The sequence below is a fragment of the Rhodopirellula sp. SH410 genome (genome assembly GCF_055811895.1).
This window is the reverse complement of the sequence record NZ_CM147949.1, coordinates 1,111,012-1,127,586: the sequence shown is the minus strand read 5'-3', so window position 1 is coordinate 1,127,586 and position 16,575 is coordinate 1,111,012. Positions and strand designations below refer to the sequence as shown.

General features: G+C 58.8%; 21 protein-coding genes and 1 tRNA gene. 20 read left to right on the top strand and 2 right to left on the bottom strand.

Annotated elements, in window-relative coordinates:
- Positions 1–67: 67 nt before the first annotated feature.
- The 20 genes from SH410x_RS04525 (at position 68) to SH410x_RS04430 (ending at position 14,993) form a co-directional block, all read left to right on the top strand.
- A complete protein-coding gene (locus SH410x_RS04525) occupies positions 68–979 on the top strand; it encodes a hypothetical protein (protein WP_473675015.1) in 912 nt (303 codons plus the stop codon).
- A gap of 86 nt (positions 980–1,065) precedes the next feature.
- Positions 1,066–1,260: a hypothetical protein gene (locus SH410x_RS04520; RefSeq protein ID WP_473675013.1), complete on the top strand. Its 195-nt coding sequence runs from the start codon at positions 1,066–1,068 to the stop codon at positions 1,258–1,260.
- The gene (locus SH410x_RS04515; RefSeq protein WP_473675011.1) at positions 1,257–1,484 is read left to right on the top strand and encodes a helix-turn-helix domain-containing protein; all 228 of its coding nucleotides are present in this window, start codon (positions 1,257–1,259) and stop codon (positions 1,482–1,484) included. Before SH410x_RS04520 ends, SH410x_RS04515 begins: the two co-directional genes overlap by 4 nt.
- A 112-nt stretch (positions 1,485–1,596) precedes the next feature.
- Positions 1,597–1,806, top strand: a complete 210-nt coding sequence (locus SH410x_RS04510; protein WP_473675010.1) for a hypothetical protein — start codon at positions 1,597–1,599, stop codon at positions 1,804–1,806.
- A 52-nt stretch (positions 1,807–1,858) separates the two neighbouring features.
- Complete coding sequence (locus SH410x_RS04505; RefSeq protein WP_473675009.1) at positions 1,859–2,674, top strand: hypothetical protein; 816 nt, start codon at positions 1,859–1,861, stop codon at positions 2,672–2,674.
- Positions 2,671–3,060, top strand: a complete 390-nt coding sequence (locus SH410x_RS04500; protein ID WP_473675007.1) for a hypothetical protein — start codon at positions 2,671–2,673, stop codon at positions 3,058–3,060. The genes SH410x_RS04505 and SH410x_RS04500 overlap by 4 nt, the downstream gene beginning before the upstream one ends.
- Complete coding sequence (locus tag SH410x_RS04495) at positions 3,057–4,364, top strand: replicative DNA helicase (RefSeq protein ID WP_473675005.1); 1,308 nt, start codon at positions 3,057–3,059, stop codon at positions 4,362–4,364. Before SH410x_RS04500 ends, SH410x_RS04495 begins: the two co-directional genes overlap by 4 nt.
- Before the next feature lie 4 nt (positions 4,365–4,368).
- Entirely contained in the window at positions 4,369–4,743 is a 375-nt protein-coding gene (locus SH410x_RS04490) for a RusA family crossover junction endodeoxyribonuclease (RefSeq protein WP_473675003.1), read from the top strand.
- A 46-nt stretch (positions 4,744–4,789) separates the two neighbouring features.
- Positions 4,790–5,497, top strand: a complete 708-nt coding sequence (locus SH410x_RS04485) for a hypothetical protein (RefSeq protein WP_473675001.1) — start codon at positions 4,790–4,792, stop codon at positions 5,495–5,497.
- 165 nt (positions 5,498–5,662) lie between these two features.
- Positions 5,663–6,457 (top strand): hypothetical protein, encoded by a 795-nt coding sequence (locus SH410x_RS04480; RefSeq protein ID WP_473674999.1) that lies wholly within the window; start codon positions 5,663–5,665, stop codon positions 6,455–6,457.
- Positions 6,454–6,825, top strand: coding sequence for a hypothetical protein (locus SH410x_RS04475; protein ID WP_473674997.1), 372 nt, complete (start codon positions 6,454–6,456; stop codon positions 6,823–6,825). Before SH410x_RS04480 ends, SH410x_RS04475 begins: the two co-directional genes overlap by 4 nt.
- A 258-nt stretch (positions 6,826–7,083) precedes the next feature.
- Positions 7,084–7,284 carry a hypothetical protein gene (locus SH410x_RS04470; protein WP_473674995.1) on the top strand — a complete coding sequence of 67 codons (201 nt, stop codon included), beginning with the start codon at positions 7,084–7,086 and terminating at the stop codon, positions 7,282–7,284.
- A 30-nt stretch (positions 7,285–7,314) separates the two neighbouring features.
- Positions 7,315–7,770 (top strand): hypothetical protein, encoded by a 456-nt coding sequence (locus tag SH410x_RS04465; protein WP_473674993.1) that lies wholly within the window; start codon positions 7,315–7,317, stop codon positions 7,768–7,770.
- Positions 7,771–7,947: 177 nt separating this feature from the next.
- Entirely contained in the window at positions 7,948–9,765 is a 1,818-nt protein-coding gene (locus SH410x_RS04460; protein WP_473674992.1) for a hypothetical protein, read from the top strand.
- Between the two features lie 38 nt (positions 9,766–9,803).
- Positions 9,804–9,959 carry a hypothetical protein gene (locus tag SH410x_RS04455; RefSeq protein ID WP_473674990.1) on the top strand — a complete coding sequence of 52 codons (156 nt, stop codon included), beginning with the start codon at positions 9,804–9,806 and terminating at the stop codon, positions 9,957–9,959.
- A gap of 19 nt (positions 9,960–9,978) precedes the next feature.
- Positions 9,979–10,368, top strand: a complete 390-nt coding sequence (locus tag SH410x_RS04450; protein ID WP_473674988.1) for a hypothetical protein — start codon at positions 9,979–9,981, stop codon at positions 10,366–10,368.
- Between the two features lie 665 nt (positions 10,369–11,033).
- The gene (locus SH410x_RS04445; protein WP_473674987.1) at positions 11,034–12,044 is read left to right on the top strand and encodes a hypothetical protein; all 1,011 of its coding nucleotides are present in this window, start codon (positions 11,034–11,036) and stop codon (positions 12,042–12,044) included.
- A gap of 84 nt (positions 12,045–12,128) precedes the next feature.
- The gene (locus SH410x_RS04440) at positions 12,129–13,268 is read left to right on the top strand and encodes a helix-turn-helix domain-containing protein (protein WP_473674985.1); all 1,140 of its coding nucleotides are present in this window, start codon (positions 12,129–12,131) and stop codon (positions 13,266–13,268) included.
- Between the two features lie 145 nt (positions 13,269–13,413).
- On the top strand, positions 13,414–14,898 hold the full coding sequence (locus SH410x_RS04435; protein WP_473674983.1) for a tyrosine-type recombinase/integrase: 1,485 nt from the start codon (positions 13,414–13,416) through the stop codon (positions 14,896–14,898).
- Positions 14,899–14,907: 9 nt separating this feature from the next.
- A tRNA-Leu gene (locus SH410x_RS04430) sits at positions 14,908–14,993 on the top strand.
- A 397-nt stretch (positions 14,994–15,390) separates the two neighbouring features.
- Here the strand turns inward: SH410x_RS04430 and SH410x_RS04425 are convergent.
- A complete protein-coding gene (locus tag SH410x_RS04425; protein ID WP_473670643.1) occupies positions 15,391–15,711 on the bottom strand; it encodes a hypothetical protein in 321 nt (106 codons plus the stop codon).
- A gap of 46 nt (positions 15,712–15,757) precedes the next feature.
- Entirely contained in the window at positions 15,758–16,561 is an 804-nt protein-coding gene (locus SH410x_RS04420) for an AAA family ATPase (RefSeq protein WP_473670642.1), read from the bottom strand.
- Between the last annotated feature and the right edge of the window lie 14 nt (positions 16,562–16,575).

Below are 16,575 nucleotides of genomic sequence, written 5' to 3'. Positions count from 1 at the left end.
CCGAATCAACGACTGTTCATCGTCCCGCCGGACCTTTTCATCTATGAACGGCCGGAAGGAACACCCGATGACAGTCAGCAAACGTGAGTTGCGAGAGATCAGGGATCTTGCAGAGGAAGTGACCCACTCCACTGGGGTCTGCGCCGTCAACGTATCGCTCGGCCTCGCTTGCAACTCAAAAGGACTTGAGTGCGCGGACGAAATCTCTGTCGTGCTAGAAAGAGCGGTTTCGCAGTCCTCTGTTCTCGCAGGCCAATCCGCTGCCCTTTCGGAGCGACTCACTAGTGAAATAGTCGACGTGATTGACATGGGTTGCCTACGCCACTCAGTGCAAAGGTCCGTTTCTAAATGGTGCCCGTCGGCACATCACGAAGCGATCGTTCGAGCGAATGCATGGCTTTACTGTCTCTGGGATGCCATGGAGTTTCATTTGAGTGGCATTGCCAGCGTCGGTGAGACATCAAGGCTTGTGAGTTCATGGACGCAGCAGACTGAGCGACTGGGACTGTATAGCGACGACGCATGTTACGAAATTCTTAACTCGGCGAGATTGCATCACCTAGAGTTAGCCCGAGGCAACGATTCAATCAACAGTACAATTCGTCTTGAATATACCGCTGCAGTCGCGGCTGTCGAAAACGCAGCGAATGCCGAGAACCAGTCAGATGCGACGGCATCGTTAGCGACGATTCCTGAACCAGAGGACACCTGCAGCGAGGACTTTCGCTCGGTAAGATGGGGGGGCGAGCTCTTTGAGTTCACCTCTGCGCAGGCTGCTATCGTCCGCGTGTTATGGGAAAATGACGGATTATTCCTGTCTGGGGAAACCCTGATCGAGCACGCTGGCTGCGCAGAACAGACAACGGTCCGAAGTGTGTTTAACAAAGGTGATCACCCTGCGTTCGGGACAATGATCAAGCGAGGGGCGTGCAAGAATAATTGGCAAATAATTTCCAACCCCTCTGAAAACCCCAGCTAGCCCCGCGGTAGCCCCAGGCCGTTCCGCCATCATTACCGCACGTCGATCATGTTGGTCGACGCTGAGCCCCCTTCGGAGCACCTGCGGTGGAAAGACCTTTTGGATTATCGGCGATGGCAGCCACGATCGGCGTGCCGCCAGATTGGCTGCGTGAGCAGGCCGATCAAAAACGCGTGCCGCACATCAAGGCGGGCAAACGCCTGCTCTTCAATAAAAACGCAACCCTTACGGCCGTCGCGAAAATGGCCGCTGACTGCGAGGAGGAGGGCACACTGCAGTGAAAAGCAATTGCCATCCCCCGCCACCATCGTGGCCAGGGCTGATGAGCCGAGAGCAGGCCGCAGCCTACTACTCGGTATCTGAGCGGACTTTCGCGGGACTGGTCGCCACTGGCGTGATCACCGGCCGCAAGATTGGCCCGCGACTTATCCGTTATGCCAAGGCAGATCTTGATGCCGCCGCCGCAAGCTTCCCTAGCGGGAAGGGGCATCGGCCACAGGCTTAACGCCAAACGGCCCCGCCGCGAAGCGAAGGCCGTCTGCCGTCTCAAGAGATCTTTCAATGCCGCCCCCGTCCCGCAAAGACAAGGCGACAAAACCAGCCAAGGAAAAATCAGTATGCCAAACTCGCGACCAAACGCAACCCGCATTTTTGCGATTGCCGATAACGCAGCATTCTCCCCGCCGCGTGAGCCAGGATGCCTGGGCGAGCAGCTTGCCTCCATCGTGCGGGCGATGCAACTCTCGCACGACAATCAAACACGGTCTCGCGATGAGTGGGACCGGGCCCGTGCCGAGGCCGCGGCTGAGTGGAGGGCTGGCCGATGATCACCTACATCGAGCACGATCCACAACACGGCAACCCCAAGGAGGCAGGCAAGTGAAACAAGGCACAACCGAAAAAATCAAATTCAAGAAGCTGAAACGGCAACTGTGTTTGAGACAGTGGGAGGCTATCGGCGTGCTGGAGAGCGTGTGGAAGTGTGCAATCGCAAATACTCCAGCAGGCGACATCGGGCAACTGTCAAACGAAGACATTGCAACCGAAATCGAGTGGGACGGTGATGCCGACGCGCTAATTGAGTCTCTGGTCGATTGCGAGTGGATTGATCGAGACACCGAGTTCCGATTGGTGCTGCACGACTGGTCAGATCACGTGCCGACTTTCCTTAAGGGCAACTTTGCTAAGCATGGCCGGCAGTTTGCCGACCAAGCTGCTAAGCAACGCGCTAAGCAGACTACTAAGCAACCCACTAACGGTGCCGCTAGGCATGGTGCTACCAAGTCAAGCATAGTCAATTCCATTCAAGTCAATGATAAAGCTCCGAGCGATTCTCGCTCAGAGCATGCTTTAACTGAGTTCCATTTTGCGATCAAAGCCAAGGGTGGCGGCACCTGGACACTCCCCCGCGCGAAGTACGACGAATATGTCGAGACGTTCGGAGACGCCGGTTGGGTCGAACGAGAGCTGCGGGTAGCGCGTCAGTGGTGCTTGGATAATCCAGCCAAACGAAAAACCGTCAACGGGATTGTTAAGTTTATTGGGGCTTGGCTTTCACGGGTGAATGACCGGGCAGGTTCATCGCCGGCGACGCCAAAAATTTCCGCAGCCGACAAACGCGCCCCCACGATCGATGAGATGGCCGCTGAGGATGCCGCGAGGCCACTCAGCACACGAAAGGCAGGCCCTCGATGAGCATCAACATCACCGCCGCTGAAATGGAAGCGAAACGCCAAGCGGTCAATCACCAGATCTGGCTACACCAGCACGTCATCGGACGCATTCCGCCTCCCGAGATGCGAGAGCGGTTGCGGGAGCGACTGCGGGCCAATGGTGCCACCGACGCGGAAATCGATGACGCATTCCGGCAGCGCGAAAATTGCTACATCCGCGTCTATCTGGCGATGGATTACCACCGGCACATGCGGATCGTCGAGGGGCGACTCGAGATCACGGGGCCCGATGCGGCCCAGCACCGAGAGGTACTCGAGCAATGGAACACCGCGACCGATGGCGCGTTGTCACTGGCCGCGAAAACATGGCAGCAAATCAACGACAAAATGGGAGCGTACAAGCAATGAACAAACTCAGGAACGAAGACGCGGAGCGGGCGGTGCTCGGCGCGATGATCTGCGCACCGCAGCTCTGCGACACAATCGAAACCCAGCTGAGCGGACCGGCATTCACGTGCGACAAACGCGGAAGCCTGTTTTCGACGCTGATTGACTTGCACGCGGCCGGGATACCGATCGACGACCCCATTGTGCTACTCGACCGGATCGATCGGACTGGCCGGTTAGGGGATGTGGGCGGGTACGCGGCGATCAACGAGACGATTCAGCGTCGTGTCGATAATCCGAGGCACTACATCGAGTGTGTTCGGGACCTACATCACCGCCGCCGTATCGTGGGAGCGTGTCAGCGGGCCGTTGATCGGTGTCACGGCAGCAATTCCGACAACCAGGCGGACGACATCGCGGAGAGCCTGCGGGCATCCCTGGGGGCGATTGACGTTGGCTCGCTCGATGACGACATTCAGACGATTGCCGAAATCGTGTCGGGGTCGATCGATCGAGCAGAGCGAGCCGCCCGAGGTGATGCCGACGCGGTCGGTATTCCCACCACCGTTGACACAATCGATCAAGCGACCGGCGGGGTGTTCCCTGGGCTGACGGTCATCGCTGCTCGCCCCTCGATGGGCAAAACTGCGCTGGGCTATCAGATCCTTTCGTCCGCAGCCCGATCCGGAACGCCTGCGTTTTTCGTGTCTCTCGAGATGACGAACGACCAGATTGGCGACCGGACAATCGCCGCCGACACGGGTACGAACTCAATGGTACTGAGATCGGGACGGTTGAGCGACGAAAAACTGACATCGCTGCGAGCGTATGCCCAAGCCGATCTGGCAGGCGTCCCACTCCACGTATGGCGACCGAAGCAACCGCAGACCATCGAGCGTATCGCGGCGATGACGCGACTTCACATCGCCCGATACGGTTCGCGAATCGTCGCCATCGACCACCTGCTCAAGATCAAGCCGACCGACCCACGGGACGTGAGGCACGAGCAGATCGCCCACATCATCAGCTCGGCCAAGAATCTGGCGACCGAGCTGAATGTTCCGGTTCTGATGTTGAGCCAAGCGAAACGAAAAGACAATCGAGCAGCAGACCAGGCCCCAACGATAGACGAGCTCTATGGCTCCTCAATGATCGAAGCCGAAGCGGATGACGTGTGGCTTATCCACCGGGCCGACAGGGACGCGACGACGGGAACAATCAAGCTCGCCAAGTTCCGGAACGGTCCGGTACAGACGATCGATGTGAGCTTCGACCCGGTCCGGACTGAGTTCGGGTCGATCGAGTCGGTCGAGTGGGAGGGCTGAGCCAATGACAACGATCTCAATCATCGTGCCAGGCATCCCCGTCGCCCAGCCCCGCCAACGCCACCGACTCGCTGGCAAGGGCGATCGGCAATTCGTGCAAAACTACACGCCCGCAACCGACCCAGTCACCGCGTTCAAGGCGGCCGTTCGGTTAGCGGCACAGGCCGCCATCGGCAACGCCCCACCGCTCACGGGGCCACTGCGAGTGGATGCCGTGTTCGTGTTCCAACGGCCGAAGGCGATGACCTGGAAAACCAAGCCGATGCCACGAGAGCGGCACACCAAGAAGCCAGACGCCGACAACATCGCGAAGGCCGTGTTCGACGCTCTCAACGGTATCGCATGGATCGACGACGCCCAGATCGGCTCGAGTGAGTAGATCGATTCTTAACCCGTGGCGAATGCCACACATTGAAGGAAACCTGATGAGTTTAGTTTTAGACCAAGCCCGTGCTATCGCCGCTGCCGAAAATGCCGCAATCGAAGATGACAAGGTGAGAGCACGCGATTTCGTGGTGAGCGTCGCGGTTCGCGAGATCACCGGCAAATCAGCTAAGCACGACGGCCCGGAACTGGTCGACGCACTGGAGGGTGCGGGCATGAGCGAGGCCGACTACGAGTCGCTGATCGAGGCGATCCCCCGGGCCGCGATGCTTGAAGCCCGGGCAGAGCATTGCCGGGATCTGGCAAAAGACATGACAGCTGCCCGCGTCCACTTGGCCCGAGTGAAGGCCGAAGCCGAGGCGGCAATCAATCTGGCGAAACTTCGCGTGGGATGGGCTGACTCTGGTACGCGGCTCTCCAGTATCGACAGCGCCAAGCGTGAGCTGTGCGCCAAGTATGGCTACCTGTTCGAGGGCGAGGGCGACGCGATCAAGCCCATTAAGTTGCTGCCGGACGCATTTGAGCGAGAGCTCAAGGAGTTGCGAGCGGCCGACACGGCCCGTGTCGATCGCTTGACGCTTGAGGCCAAGGAACGCACCGAGCGGATGCTGGAGCGACGATTCGCACCTAAGAGCCCAGCACAGCCCGCACCAGCGGCCGCGAAGCCCTCGCGGAAGGCAGCCGCCACGAAGGCACGAGCACAGGCCGTCGACGCATCGCACGACAGCCTGCCATCGATTGGGGATTGATCGCCGTGACGGGATCGGGTGGCCGGTGAGCGACACGCTCGCCTGCCGGCCCCTGCCCCCCCCGGGGTCTTCTGGGTCCCTCTGAGCTGACCCTCCTATTGCGGTAGAAATTTCGCCCTTTTCTTAGCGCACAATCACCGACCCTACCTTCCGAATTCCAAAATAATGCGACTCAAAAGCCGACTAGCGAAACTCGAGATACACGCCGACGGCCGCGAGCCGACACGGCAGGAATCGAGTTTGATCATTTCGATTCTCGCTCGCCGCGACGCACTGTTCTGGCCTTGGAGGTGGCAAACGAGCAAGAGCATTCCGATCGCCGAGATTCGCCGCCGCCAGCGTGAGTACCTCGCAGGGCAAATCGGAATCGCGGCGAAGGCCGATGGCCGCGACGCCTGGAAGGACGCCCACGCCGCCAGGCAAAACCTTATGGCCAGCGGACACCTCACGGCGACCCATTCCAGCGGGCAGGTGCAAAGTGTGTTCCTTACGCCGTTCGGTGAAGCCTATGCCCGAGCGCTGGTCGGCAGCCGGCTGATCACATTCGAGCAGTCGCGACCCCTGCTGATCTGGCTGAGGGAACTCCACGCCCGAGGCCCCTCGCCGGTACGCGAAAGCTTACTGTTCTGTCGCGATCTGGGCGGCGATCCGAGCGAATGGGACGACATGACGGAAATCGTGTTGCCGATGCTCACCTGCGGAGTCATCCAGGCCGACACCGATATGAGCGGCCGCGTCGCCTACTCGCCGACACTCGCCGCCGAGCCGGCAGAAATGGAACCGATCGCCCTCCCCGATGCCGAGACCGCGATGGACGACCTGTACGTTATGTCATACCAGAGCGAGCGGCGAACGCTCGAGTGCACAGGATCCCGAGATGCGAGCGAGATCTACATCCCATTGCCCGCGACGGGCTGGGGTTGGACATCACCACCGACAGAAAGTGACGAAAACCCATGAAGAAAAGTAAATATTTCGAGCCTCTCGCGTGTCTGGTCGCCTCTGGCCGATCGATCCGAAGCTCTGCAACCGAGGTAGGATGCTCGGAATCAACGGCCTACAACATCTCGGCGGATCGAGACTTCCGGCAGCGAGTCGCCGAGATCCGCAATGAGGTCACTTTCGAGGCCGTCGGTAGACTCGCCGAAGCGGCAACGGAGGCCGCCGGCACGCTGCGGGAATTGCTCGACCCGTCAAACGATTCAGCCATTCGTTTGAACGCAGCAAAAGCGATTCTGGCCGCCCTGCCGGCCATCAGCGATTTTGGCGAGTTGCGCAAACGTGTCAACGACCTGGAAGCCTCTCAAGGATTGCGAGTAGCCCAGTGAGCGAAGCCACCAAGCCGCGCCGCGTACCGCTCGAGATTGTATACGTCGAGCGACCACGATGCCCCCATTGTGGCAGCGTCAGAATCAAGACCCGACATTCGCGACGAGCCGCCGCCGACGAGTCCATAAAACGTCACGTCACCTGCAAGGCTTGCGAAAAAAACTTTGTGGTAATTCTTGACTGACTTCTAGAAACTAGAAGTCACCGTGCAACGAGTTGTTACATTCGTTCCAACACACCCCACAGAGGCGAACCAAATGACCACTTTCGATATTATCGCGATCGGCCGTCTGAGCGGGGATCTGCGTGTTCCTGTTTCGCAGTTGGAGAAAATTGCGAATCGCCTCGAGATCAGGCCAGCTGGCAAGATCAACGGCGTGGCCCACTTTAACGTAGCGGACACCGAGCGTATCGCCCGTGCCATCCGCGAAAGAAATAACCTAACACCGAGTCACTGAGTTCCTCTCTACCAACCAAGGGCCCCAAAAATGAGCCAAGCCACACGCCCCGACATCTACGACCGTATCATCGCGCGTGCCGAGCGGATCGAGGCAGCCCGAGCACAGGTCAGGGCAAACGTTGCAGCCCGGCTCGCCGCAAAGCCTGTCTCCGCACCATCGCGTTCTGCAACGGCCCGATGGAAGGCAGCCGTCGCGATGGCCAAGCAAACGATGCCGGACGCACAGGCCGTCATGGCCGCCGACCGCGGCAACCCAGGACTGCGACAGCAGATGCTTGCAGAAGTTAACCACCCAGCATCGCGTTCAACGCCGCCCAAGCCCGAGGCCAGGGCGTGGCGATCCAGCTATGCCACCAGGCAGTGGCGTGATGCAGTCGACGCTGAACTGGCGCAAGGACTGAGCCGGCACCAGGCCGTATTGTCCGCCGATCAAAAAAACCCAGGATTGCGTCAGCAGATGTTAAGTGAAGTCAACGCAAGGTAATTGCATCACGGGGCTGGATGGTCGCGGGAAAAAACATTTGTAACCTTGTGATTCCCACAGACTGTCGATCGTCGGGTGAGATCCCCGCTGAGGCCCCGCGATAGCCGCCACCGCGATAGGAATCTCCACTATCGCGGTGGATCTTCTTTCAACCCACGACCGCAGAGAAAACACACCATGGCCAACATCGACTACGTCATCGGCGCGAAAAACGACGCATCCGGCCCCATCAACGAGGCAGTAGGATCGCTCGACAAGCTCGGCGACACATCAAAGAAAACCGCCGACGTCTCAGAAAAGGCCACGCAGCGAATCAGCATGGGGTTCGGCGATCTCGCCAAGATGGCAACGGCCATCGGTGCTGTCGACGTCGCGATCGGCTTGGCGGGCAAGGCAATCAGCGGCATCGTGGGATCGTTCTCTGCAGCCAACGAAGCGTTCGACGTCCAGACCGAATCGGTCAAGGGACTCGAGACGGCGCTGCGGCTCAATGGCGAGGAGGTTGAGGCTCAGTCGAGCCGACTACAGGCGTTCGCCGCCGACCTGCAATCACTCACCGGCGTCGGCGACGAAGTCACTCTGGGACTGATGCGGCAGTCCGCAATGCTCGGCATCGAGGCCGACCAGCTCGACGATGCAGCCAAGGCCGCGATCGGACTCAGCGAGGCGACGGGGAAGGGGCTCGACGAATCCCTCGTGATGGTCAACAACGCATTGCAGGGACAGTTCGGTGCATTCGGTGAAGTGATCCCAGCGATCAACGAGGCGGCCACAGCATCGGAGAAGCTGGCAATGGTCCAAGCACTCGCGGCCAAGGGAATCGACGCCAAGGCCGACAGTGCGGACCGACTCGCTGGGATGGAAGAGCGGGCGGCCGGAGCAGTCGGCGACATGATCGAGCAGGTCGGCGCACTACTCGCCCCCGTCCGCCTGCTCATAGCATCGGGCATTAAGGTGCTCGCCGAGACAATGGGCGGGTTGCTCACCAACGCCGCCGAGCAGGCTACCGCGATGATGGAACGAATGGAGCCAGTGCTCGACGCGATCCACACGTCCGTCGTGGTGATGGGCGATGCAGTGGCGACCGTGTTCGGAATCATGGCCGACATCTTTGTGGACTTTTTCGGCGTTCAATTGTCGTCCGCTGAGGATATGTTTACCTCGTTTGCCGACACGCTGGTGGACGGAGTTGTGTGGCTCGTGAATAGCTGGATTGGATACTGGACGGCCATCGAAGTCGTCTACCGAAATTTCGGCAAGATAGTGGAGATGGCTGTCTCTTCCGTGCTGCTCCAATACGAGACGCTGCGGGCGGATACCGAGCAACTATTCACGGTCGTGATCCCCACGTACATCGCGTGGTTTGCCGACAACTTTTTCAACATCATCCGTGACGTATCGGTGGCCGTGATCACGGTCATCGGCAACCTTGGGGAAACGATTGCGAATAGCCTGCTGACGGTTTTCGAGTTCGTCCGGGGCGGGATGCAGGGAGGGATCGGCGGGTTAATGGATTCGCTCTCCGCGACGATCGCCGACGGTATGTCGAACCTGCTCGACGGGTTCGAGGCCAGTACTGAATCGCTCCCTGACATCGCGGCCCGTAAGCTCACGGAGCGAGAGCAGGAACTGCACGACAGAATCGGCCAGATCGGCACCGAACTAGGTGATGAGTTCGCTGACAAGTTCGCCGAGCGGTCGATCAAGCTGGGCGACAAAATCAGCAAAGACCTATCGGCCGACATCGAGTTAAAGCTCGGCGAGAACGCGGTCGGCGGTGACGAGAACGGAAAGAGCGGCACGCAAGAGCTGCAGTCCAAGGAGGCCCGGCTACTGACACGCGGCACCGTCAAGGATCGGCAGCAAGAACTGCTGAACATGATGAAACATCAAAGCCGCGTGCTCGACGTGATCGCCAAACACTCCAAGGGCACCGACGAAGCAACGACATCGATGTCGAAGCAAAAAAATCTGCAGATACAGGTAGTCAACTGAGCCAGCCCGAGTACATCCCGAGCCCCGAAGAGATTGCCGTGGGCTGCGCAATCCTCCAAGCCGGATGGACCGACGAGGATCGCCGCCAGCGTCTACAGTGCACTGAGTCCAACGTCTACGTCAGCCCCGACGTGAGACTGCAGGCACGCGAGCGACTCCAAACCAAACTAGACAAAAACCGCAGCCAAGCGTGATTCTGAGAAGAACCAACCCATGCACAGGACGCTCCCACACCCTGTAGACCCCGACATCTTTCGCGAGAAAAGTATTGAGGTGCATTCTCTCGTGTATCATCACGATCTGACGATCGACGAGGCCCTCGGAATAGTGTCGCTCGACGCGCAGCAGCTGCAGCCAGCGACGAAAGAAATCGGCTACTACATCCCCATGCCGGAGATGATCAAAGCCATCACGACGCAAATCAGATCGGGGGAACTATCCTGCGGCGAGCGGCGCGGACTGCGGCCGCAGTGGCGAGAGAGGATGACGCTCGAGGCGGTCACGAGAGAGCGGGAGGCCCCCGGCCCAGCGGACGCATTCGATACGGCCGGAAGCCTGCCAGAGGATGCCGTCGTTATGCCGAGCTGGTTTCGCGGGGAATGAGCGCCGTCGGTCACTGCCACAATCTAGCATGTCGGAAATCCGACCTGCTCTACACGAGCAAAGTGACATCCACACCCGTCGGCCACTGCCACATGGGGGTAGGTGAGAATTCTCACCCACCCATTTACCAGGTTAATGAGATGGGCGAAGCATTGGGAGAACGCGGGAACGCAGCAATTCCTTGATTCGTTGGCACGGAATCTTAGATGTCAGAAATCTGACCTCTTAGAAATGCGTCAGGGCAGGGGTGATCGCGTCGATCAGGCACGTGGGTCTGTGAAGAAGTCGCGATGAACCTCGCTCAGTGGTGCTCCGCAAATACCGGCACCGCAGACCCACTTTGCGAGCGACCCGAAAAACTCGCTTGACATACCCCCCGGCGATCGGCGATACTTCCGATTCGTTGGCAGCCGATCGGGTCTAGAAAACCTGATCACGCTTGACCGTCTGGAGTTTCTTTTCCCAGCGGTGACCACGCCATCTGTAACAATCTAAAACGAGCGAGAATGAATCGGCCCGGCATTTCTGGACACATCGAAGCATCGATCCGCGCAGGCGGGGAGCGACGAGAAGGTCGACACGGGGTTACAGCCGTGTTTTCTACAGGGATGCCGGGCCGATTCATGCGCACCCACGAAAAGTGGTTGCGAAAGTGCGACAATCCAATGTCACAATCACACATCTGTGAGAGCTGCGGAGCCCCCGAAGCGGTTCTGTACGCGTACTATCCCGCCGTCCTTTGCGATGAATGCGTTCAGCGTCGCGTAGCTGAGCGAAAGGCCGCTGAGGCATACAGGCAGGCAGCACAGCAGCGAAAAGCCGCTGAGTTCACGCCCGATCCGTCGATGATGTTCACCGAGCCCGCCGCCGAGGTGCCGACGCTCGATGAAACGACACCCCAAGACGTGGAAGCATCGAACCCAGACGAGACGCAAGACCAACGACTGGCACGGAAAGCCCGGGCGCGAAAGAAAGCCCGCAAGGTCGAGCGACGAGACGCTGCAAAGATCACTTTCGAGGTGGCAAGTCGCACCCTCGCTGCACAGGCGGCACTTGTGCGGGTTCAGTTGAATGCAGGTGACGAACACGCCACGATTGCGATTGCTGGATCACTCATGCAGTCGTTCATTCAGCTTGGGTATGTGTCGATCACGGGCGCGTTGACGTACGGGATGGAACTGGATCAGATGGCAGCATCGGTACGGGCCGCCGGTCTGATCGATAGCGATGGATTGGCCGCGATCACTGCCGCGTTGTCGTCCAATGCCGGTACGTCCGTGAGAGCCGGTCTATACCTCAACGCAATTGACGTTCTTGCACTCGGACACGAACCAAGACAGAAGGCCCGCCGATCGCGACGCAAACGGATCTTGGCGGAGGGCAGGCGGATGATTGATTCATTTGATGCCAGTCCAGCCCCCGACGCGGCCTATCTCGCTAGCGCCAAGCCAGACGATGAGCTGCTGCCGGGATGCCGCTATCGCATCTTTACCGAACGCGTCGTGGATCCATGCACCCATTACCGGGTGAGCAAGCTTTTCGATGATTCGCCGGAAGGCCTGCGATCACTGGCCAGCACAATGCTCGTGATGCAGAAGGGACTCCCGGCCGGCTATCGCGTTCGCGTCCGGAGCATCGACCCGCAAACATTCCAAGTTGTTGCGAACGGTGGTTAGCCGTCTGATCTCGCAATTGTAGACCGGGTGGCAATCGTCGCCCGGTCCCCTCCCCGTTCACGAAGTCTAATCACATGCAAGCCAATGAATCACCAACAAGACCTCTTCACCGATCTGCCCAGAGGCGAGCAGCTGCAAGCCCTTCGCAAAATCAAACTCGATTCGTACCAGCATCGCGGTAGATCCGTTTCCGGCGCGATCACCAAAAGCGTGTTGCGTGCAATCGACGACCGGGCAGGCTCCCGAGGTTGCTTTGCATCGCAGGCGACCATCGCCGAGGAGGTAGGTTGCGGGGTTGCAACCGTATCCCGTGCGATTGCCGCGTTGGTTGCCCAGGATCTGATCACCATCGAGAAGGCCAACCCGTGGTCAGCCAATACCCATCGCATCAACTGGACTGCGGTTTTCATTGCCGTAGGCCAAGGCTGTGATGGCCAAAGGCAAGAACAGACATTGCCTACGGCCAAGTCTGTTATGGCCGTAGGCCAAGACCGTGATAGCCTACAGCCAAGACCGTTAGCGCCTGAGGCTAGACAAATCGCCCCTTTAATCGCAAATCTAAACGCCCCAACCAACCGCCCCGCGAATCCGGTGGTGGTGGTGGCGGTCGATGAATTGAAACAAGAGCTATTCCGATGGGGGCTCAAGTCTGCCTCCACGGCCGTCGACTCGGCAATCGGCCGGGGAATGACCATCGAGCTGGTCCGCGAATTGTGGCTGGAGTGTGGCGGACATCGAGATCCACAACGATGGGAGCCGGGGCAGTTATCGAATTGGCTCACCGGAAAAACCGACCCGCCAATCGATCACGAGGAAGCCCTGCGGCGAATCGCTGAGCGTGCCCAGGCGACCGATCGACGCGACCAATCGGCAGCGGAATCGATCCGATTGTCGGTCAAGCGATCCGGCCGGGCCGAAGGGGCGGAGCCCTGGATCACGGCCGGGATCACGTTCCGGAAACTATCCGCCGCGGGGCTGGAGCGGTTTGCGAGCGACGATGAACGCGATGCCGGTGCTCGGATGGACGAAGTCGACCGGCAACGCGGTGCCAAACCTGAACCGGAGCAAAAACGGGCTCCAGACGTCGACGCTCACAAGCATACCGATACCGACCCGGCATCTGAGCCGGGCAACCCTGCGAAGCCGCCAGGCGTCGATTTCGAGCCCGCCGGGCCCCCGGCACTGGAATCGGGCAACGACGACGTGAGATCGACCGGGCGCTGATGGCAATGGAGTGAACCGAAAATTGAGGTTATCCCTGGATGCCCGACCCGGTATACTCGCGCCGGGGATAGGTCGACGGACTGAAAGCCGCTTTCCCGAGCGGTTGCCCCCCTTTTTCGGTTTCAGCGGGAATCACCATGCGGGAATGGTGCCGATCTTGGCGAGTATCTACAAGCGAACCGACCGCAAGCCGATCCCTGACGGCGCGACGATTGCCGAATCGCTCAAGCCGATGCCGGCCGGGGCGACCACTGCGAAAGGTGTCGCGTCATGGACCGATCGAGATGGCTGCGAGCGAACCGCGACGATCCAAGGAAAGAAGATACAAACGGCAATCGCGACGTGGACCGATTCAAAAGGCACGAAGTCCGCCCCGCTGGATCACACGCAATCAGTGATCTTGGTTGCTGCGGTCAACTACACGGCCGATTTCACGGTCGGCACGCACCGAGTCCGCAAGTCGACGAGGGTATCGGACAAGGCAGTCGCCCAACGGATTGCGAATCGATGGGAAGAGGACGAGCGACTGGAGCTCGAAGGCATCCGCGATGACGCCGAAGCAGAACTGGCCATTTACCGAGCCATGCCGCTGAGCGAACACATCGACGCGTTTTTCCATTTCCGAGCGACCAGCGGAGGCGGTGAAGAGCATCGAGAGCGAACCCGTAAACACATCGAGGAGTTCGCCGCCGCTGGAAATTGGGCAACCGTTCGCGACATCCACGTCGATCACGTCACTCGGCACGCCAGCGCACTCAAGCAGGCCGGTAGTTCATCGCGGACGATTCAGGCTCGACTACAGTCGATAAAGAGCTTCACGAAATGGCTTTTCGATCACGAGAGAATCAAACGGAATCCACTGGCGACGGTAAAGAAACCGAATCCCGAAGAGGACCGAAAGCACGAGCGCCGGATGATCCTGCCGGATGAATGGCGGTGGGTTGTCTCGACGATACTCAGCCAGGACATCGAGCGGAATGGCATGACAGCAGCGGAGCGGCTATTACTCTATCGCACAGCCGTCCAGACGGGATTACGCGCAAGCGAGCTTTTCGAGCTCAATCGTGGAAGCCTGACGCTGGACAGCGATCACCCCTACGTCACCTGCAAGGCAGCGGGGACGAAAAACAAGAAGCCAGCCAAGCAGTACATCGATCAGGTATTGGCAGCGGATCTCGCCGCCCACATCGCACGGAAGCACCCCGCCGCACCAGTTTTCGGAATCGGCGGGTTAAATGAGCTCGCTAGGATGCTGGAAGCCGATCTGGTGGCCGCTCGACTAGCGTGGATACAGTCGCTCGATGACGAAGCCAAGATAGCCGCCGCTACGTCGGATTTCCTCTTGCGGACGAACCACCAAGGCGAACACCTGGTGTTTCACTCCCTGCGCCATACCTGCGGGGCGTGGCTTTCCATGTCCGGAGAATCGATCAAGGTGGTTCAGGCCGTCATGAGGCACTGTACGCCGGTTCTGACATTGAATACTTATGGGCACCTGTTCCCTGGTCAATGTGAGTCCGCGCCGGTAAAACTAGCGGCCATGATGAGTGGCGACAAAACTTTCGCAGACTTGTCACGCACAAGTCACGTTTCAGACCAAGAAATGCCGAATCGGTCAAAAAACGCGTAAAACACGCCTGCCCAGGTGGTGGAATTGGCAGACACAGGGGATTTAAAATCCCCCGGACGGTTACGTCCTTGCGGGTTCGAGTCCCGCCCTGGGTATTTGGCACGCTCTCGCACCATGAAGTATGGCAAAGCATTTAACCCCGTTTTTAAGCGGGGTTTTTTGTTGCCTCTGGCGAGAGGCTAGCTGTTACCGACCGAATTGCGGTCGCACTTTTTGCCGAATTGTGACTGTAGGGATTTGAAGCCCGAAATGGTCCTTTTGCCGAATTGTTGAGAATTCTGGAGAGCGTGTTTCGGGGCTGTGCGATAGGAGCGACCGAGTCGAGGCTCGAACCTGTTGTGCTCGAACCTGTTGTGCTCGAACCTGTTGTGCTCGGAGCCGTGTGTGCTCGGAGCCGTGTGTGCTCAGCGCATCAAAAAAAGTGCGATCGCTTGGGCAAAGCGGTCGCACTGATTGAAAGAGCTTTGGCTGGGGGCCGATGCGATTGACTGATTAGGCCGAAGACTTTCTTTGGCCGAGGTCGCTTTGGTATTGCACAAGCCAGTTGCTCAGGATGTCGACCGCCGGCAAGAAGTCGTGGCCCTGCGTCATCATCAGATCGATGTTGTTGTAGTTCTGGCCGCAGCTAAAACAATGAGCGAGATTGTTCTTCGGGTTCACGGTCGCTCGAAGTTCTTTGCACGATGGGCATTGGAAACGGAAGTAGCCGTCGCTTTGTTTCGCTATCGGACCGTGCTGGCCGAGCCGAACGATCGTCAGTTTCATCGGTAGATCGTTGCGGATCGCGCGGAGTAAGTCGTTCGTCATCTTCATAACAGAAGCCTGGAGTTAGAGGGAGGGGAGGGAGCATTTTTGGGTCTTAAAAATCTGTTAGGTCGACTTCGTTTTGCCAGTGCGGTTGAAGCAACACGCGATTGACCAAGTCGATATCGATCGTCGTTCCAGCGGCGGCTCGGACCGCTTCGAGCATCGACGCTAAGCACAGGTTGCGGCACTTGCGCAACACTCCATCGGCAGAGCGGATAATCAACTCCGTTGCTCCAGCAGTGAACGTGCTGTGCGCTAGACCGATCGAATCGAGTTCACGTTCGATAAACGCGCGCATCACATCGTCGTGCAACCGCTTGGTGATCACCGAATACGTCACCCGGCTTTTCAAATCCAGGTTGACCGCCAAGTCCAGATCGGCGAGCAACTCCGGCTGGCCGACCAGAATCAGGTTGTGATTCTTCGGGAAATCTTCCAAGAGGAGTCGTAGTCGGCGAAGGTTATCCATCGCCATCAGATGGGCATCGTCGATCACCGTGACGAGCATCTTGCCACTGCGATTGAGGCTGAAGGCTTGCTGGATCAGCTTGCGTTCGCACTTGAACGCCGAGCTTTCAAACTCAATCCGAAACGCTTCACAGAGGATTTTTACTGTATTGGTATAGGTGTGCAGTGTGCGTGCAACCGTGGCGACCAAGTACTCTTTCTCGGGAAGTCGTTTGAGCGATTCTTTGATCACGGATTTGCCGGTGCCGGGTCTGCCGACGACCAGACATAGGCCGCCTTGTTGGCTGTGGACTCGGAGCGTGTCATGGATTTCCTGCTGATGTTGTAGTAGTTGGATGTCGCGTAGCGCGAAGGGATTTTCGGACAAGCCGAAGTAAGAACGGATCATGGTGAGGTGGACTT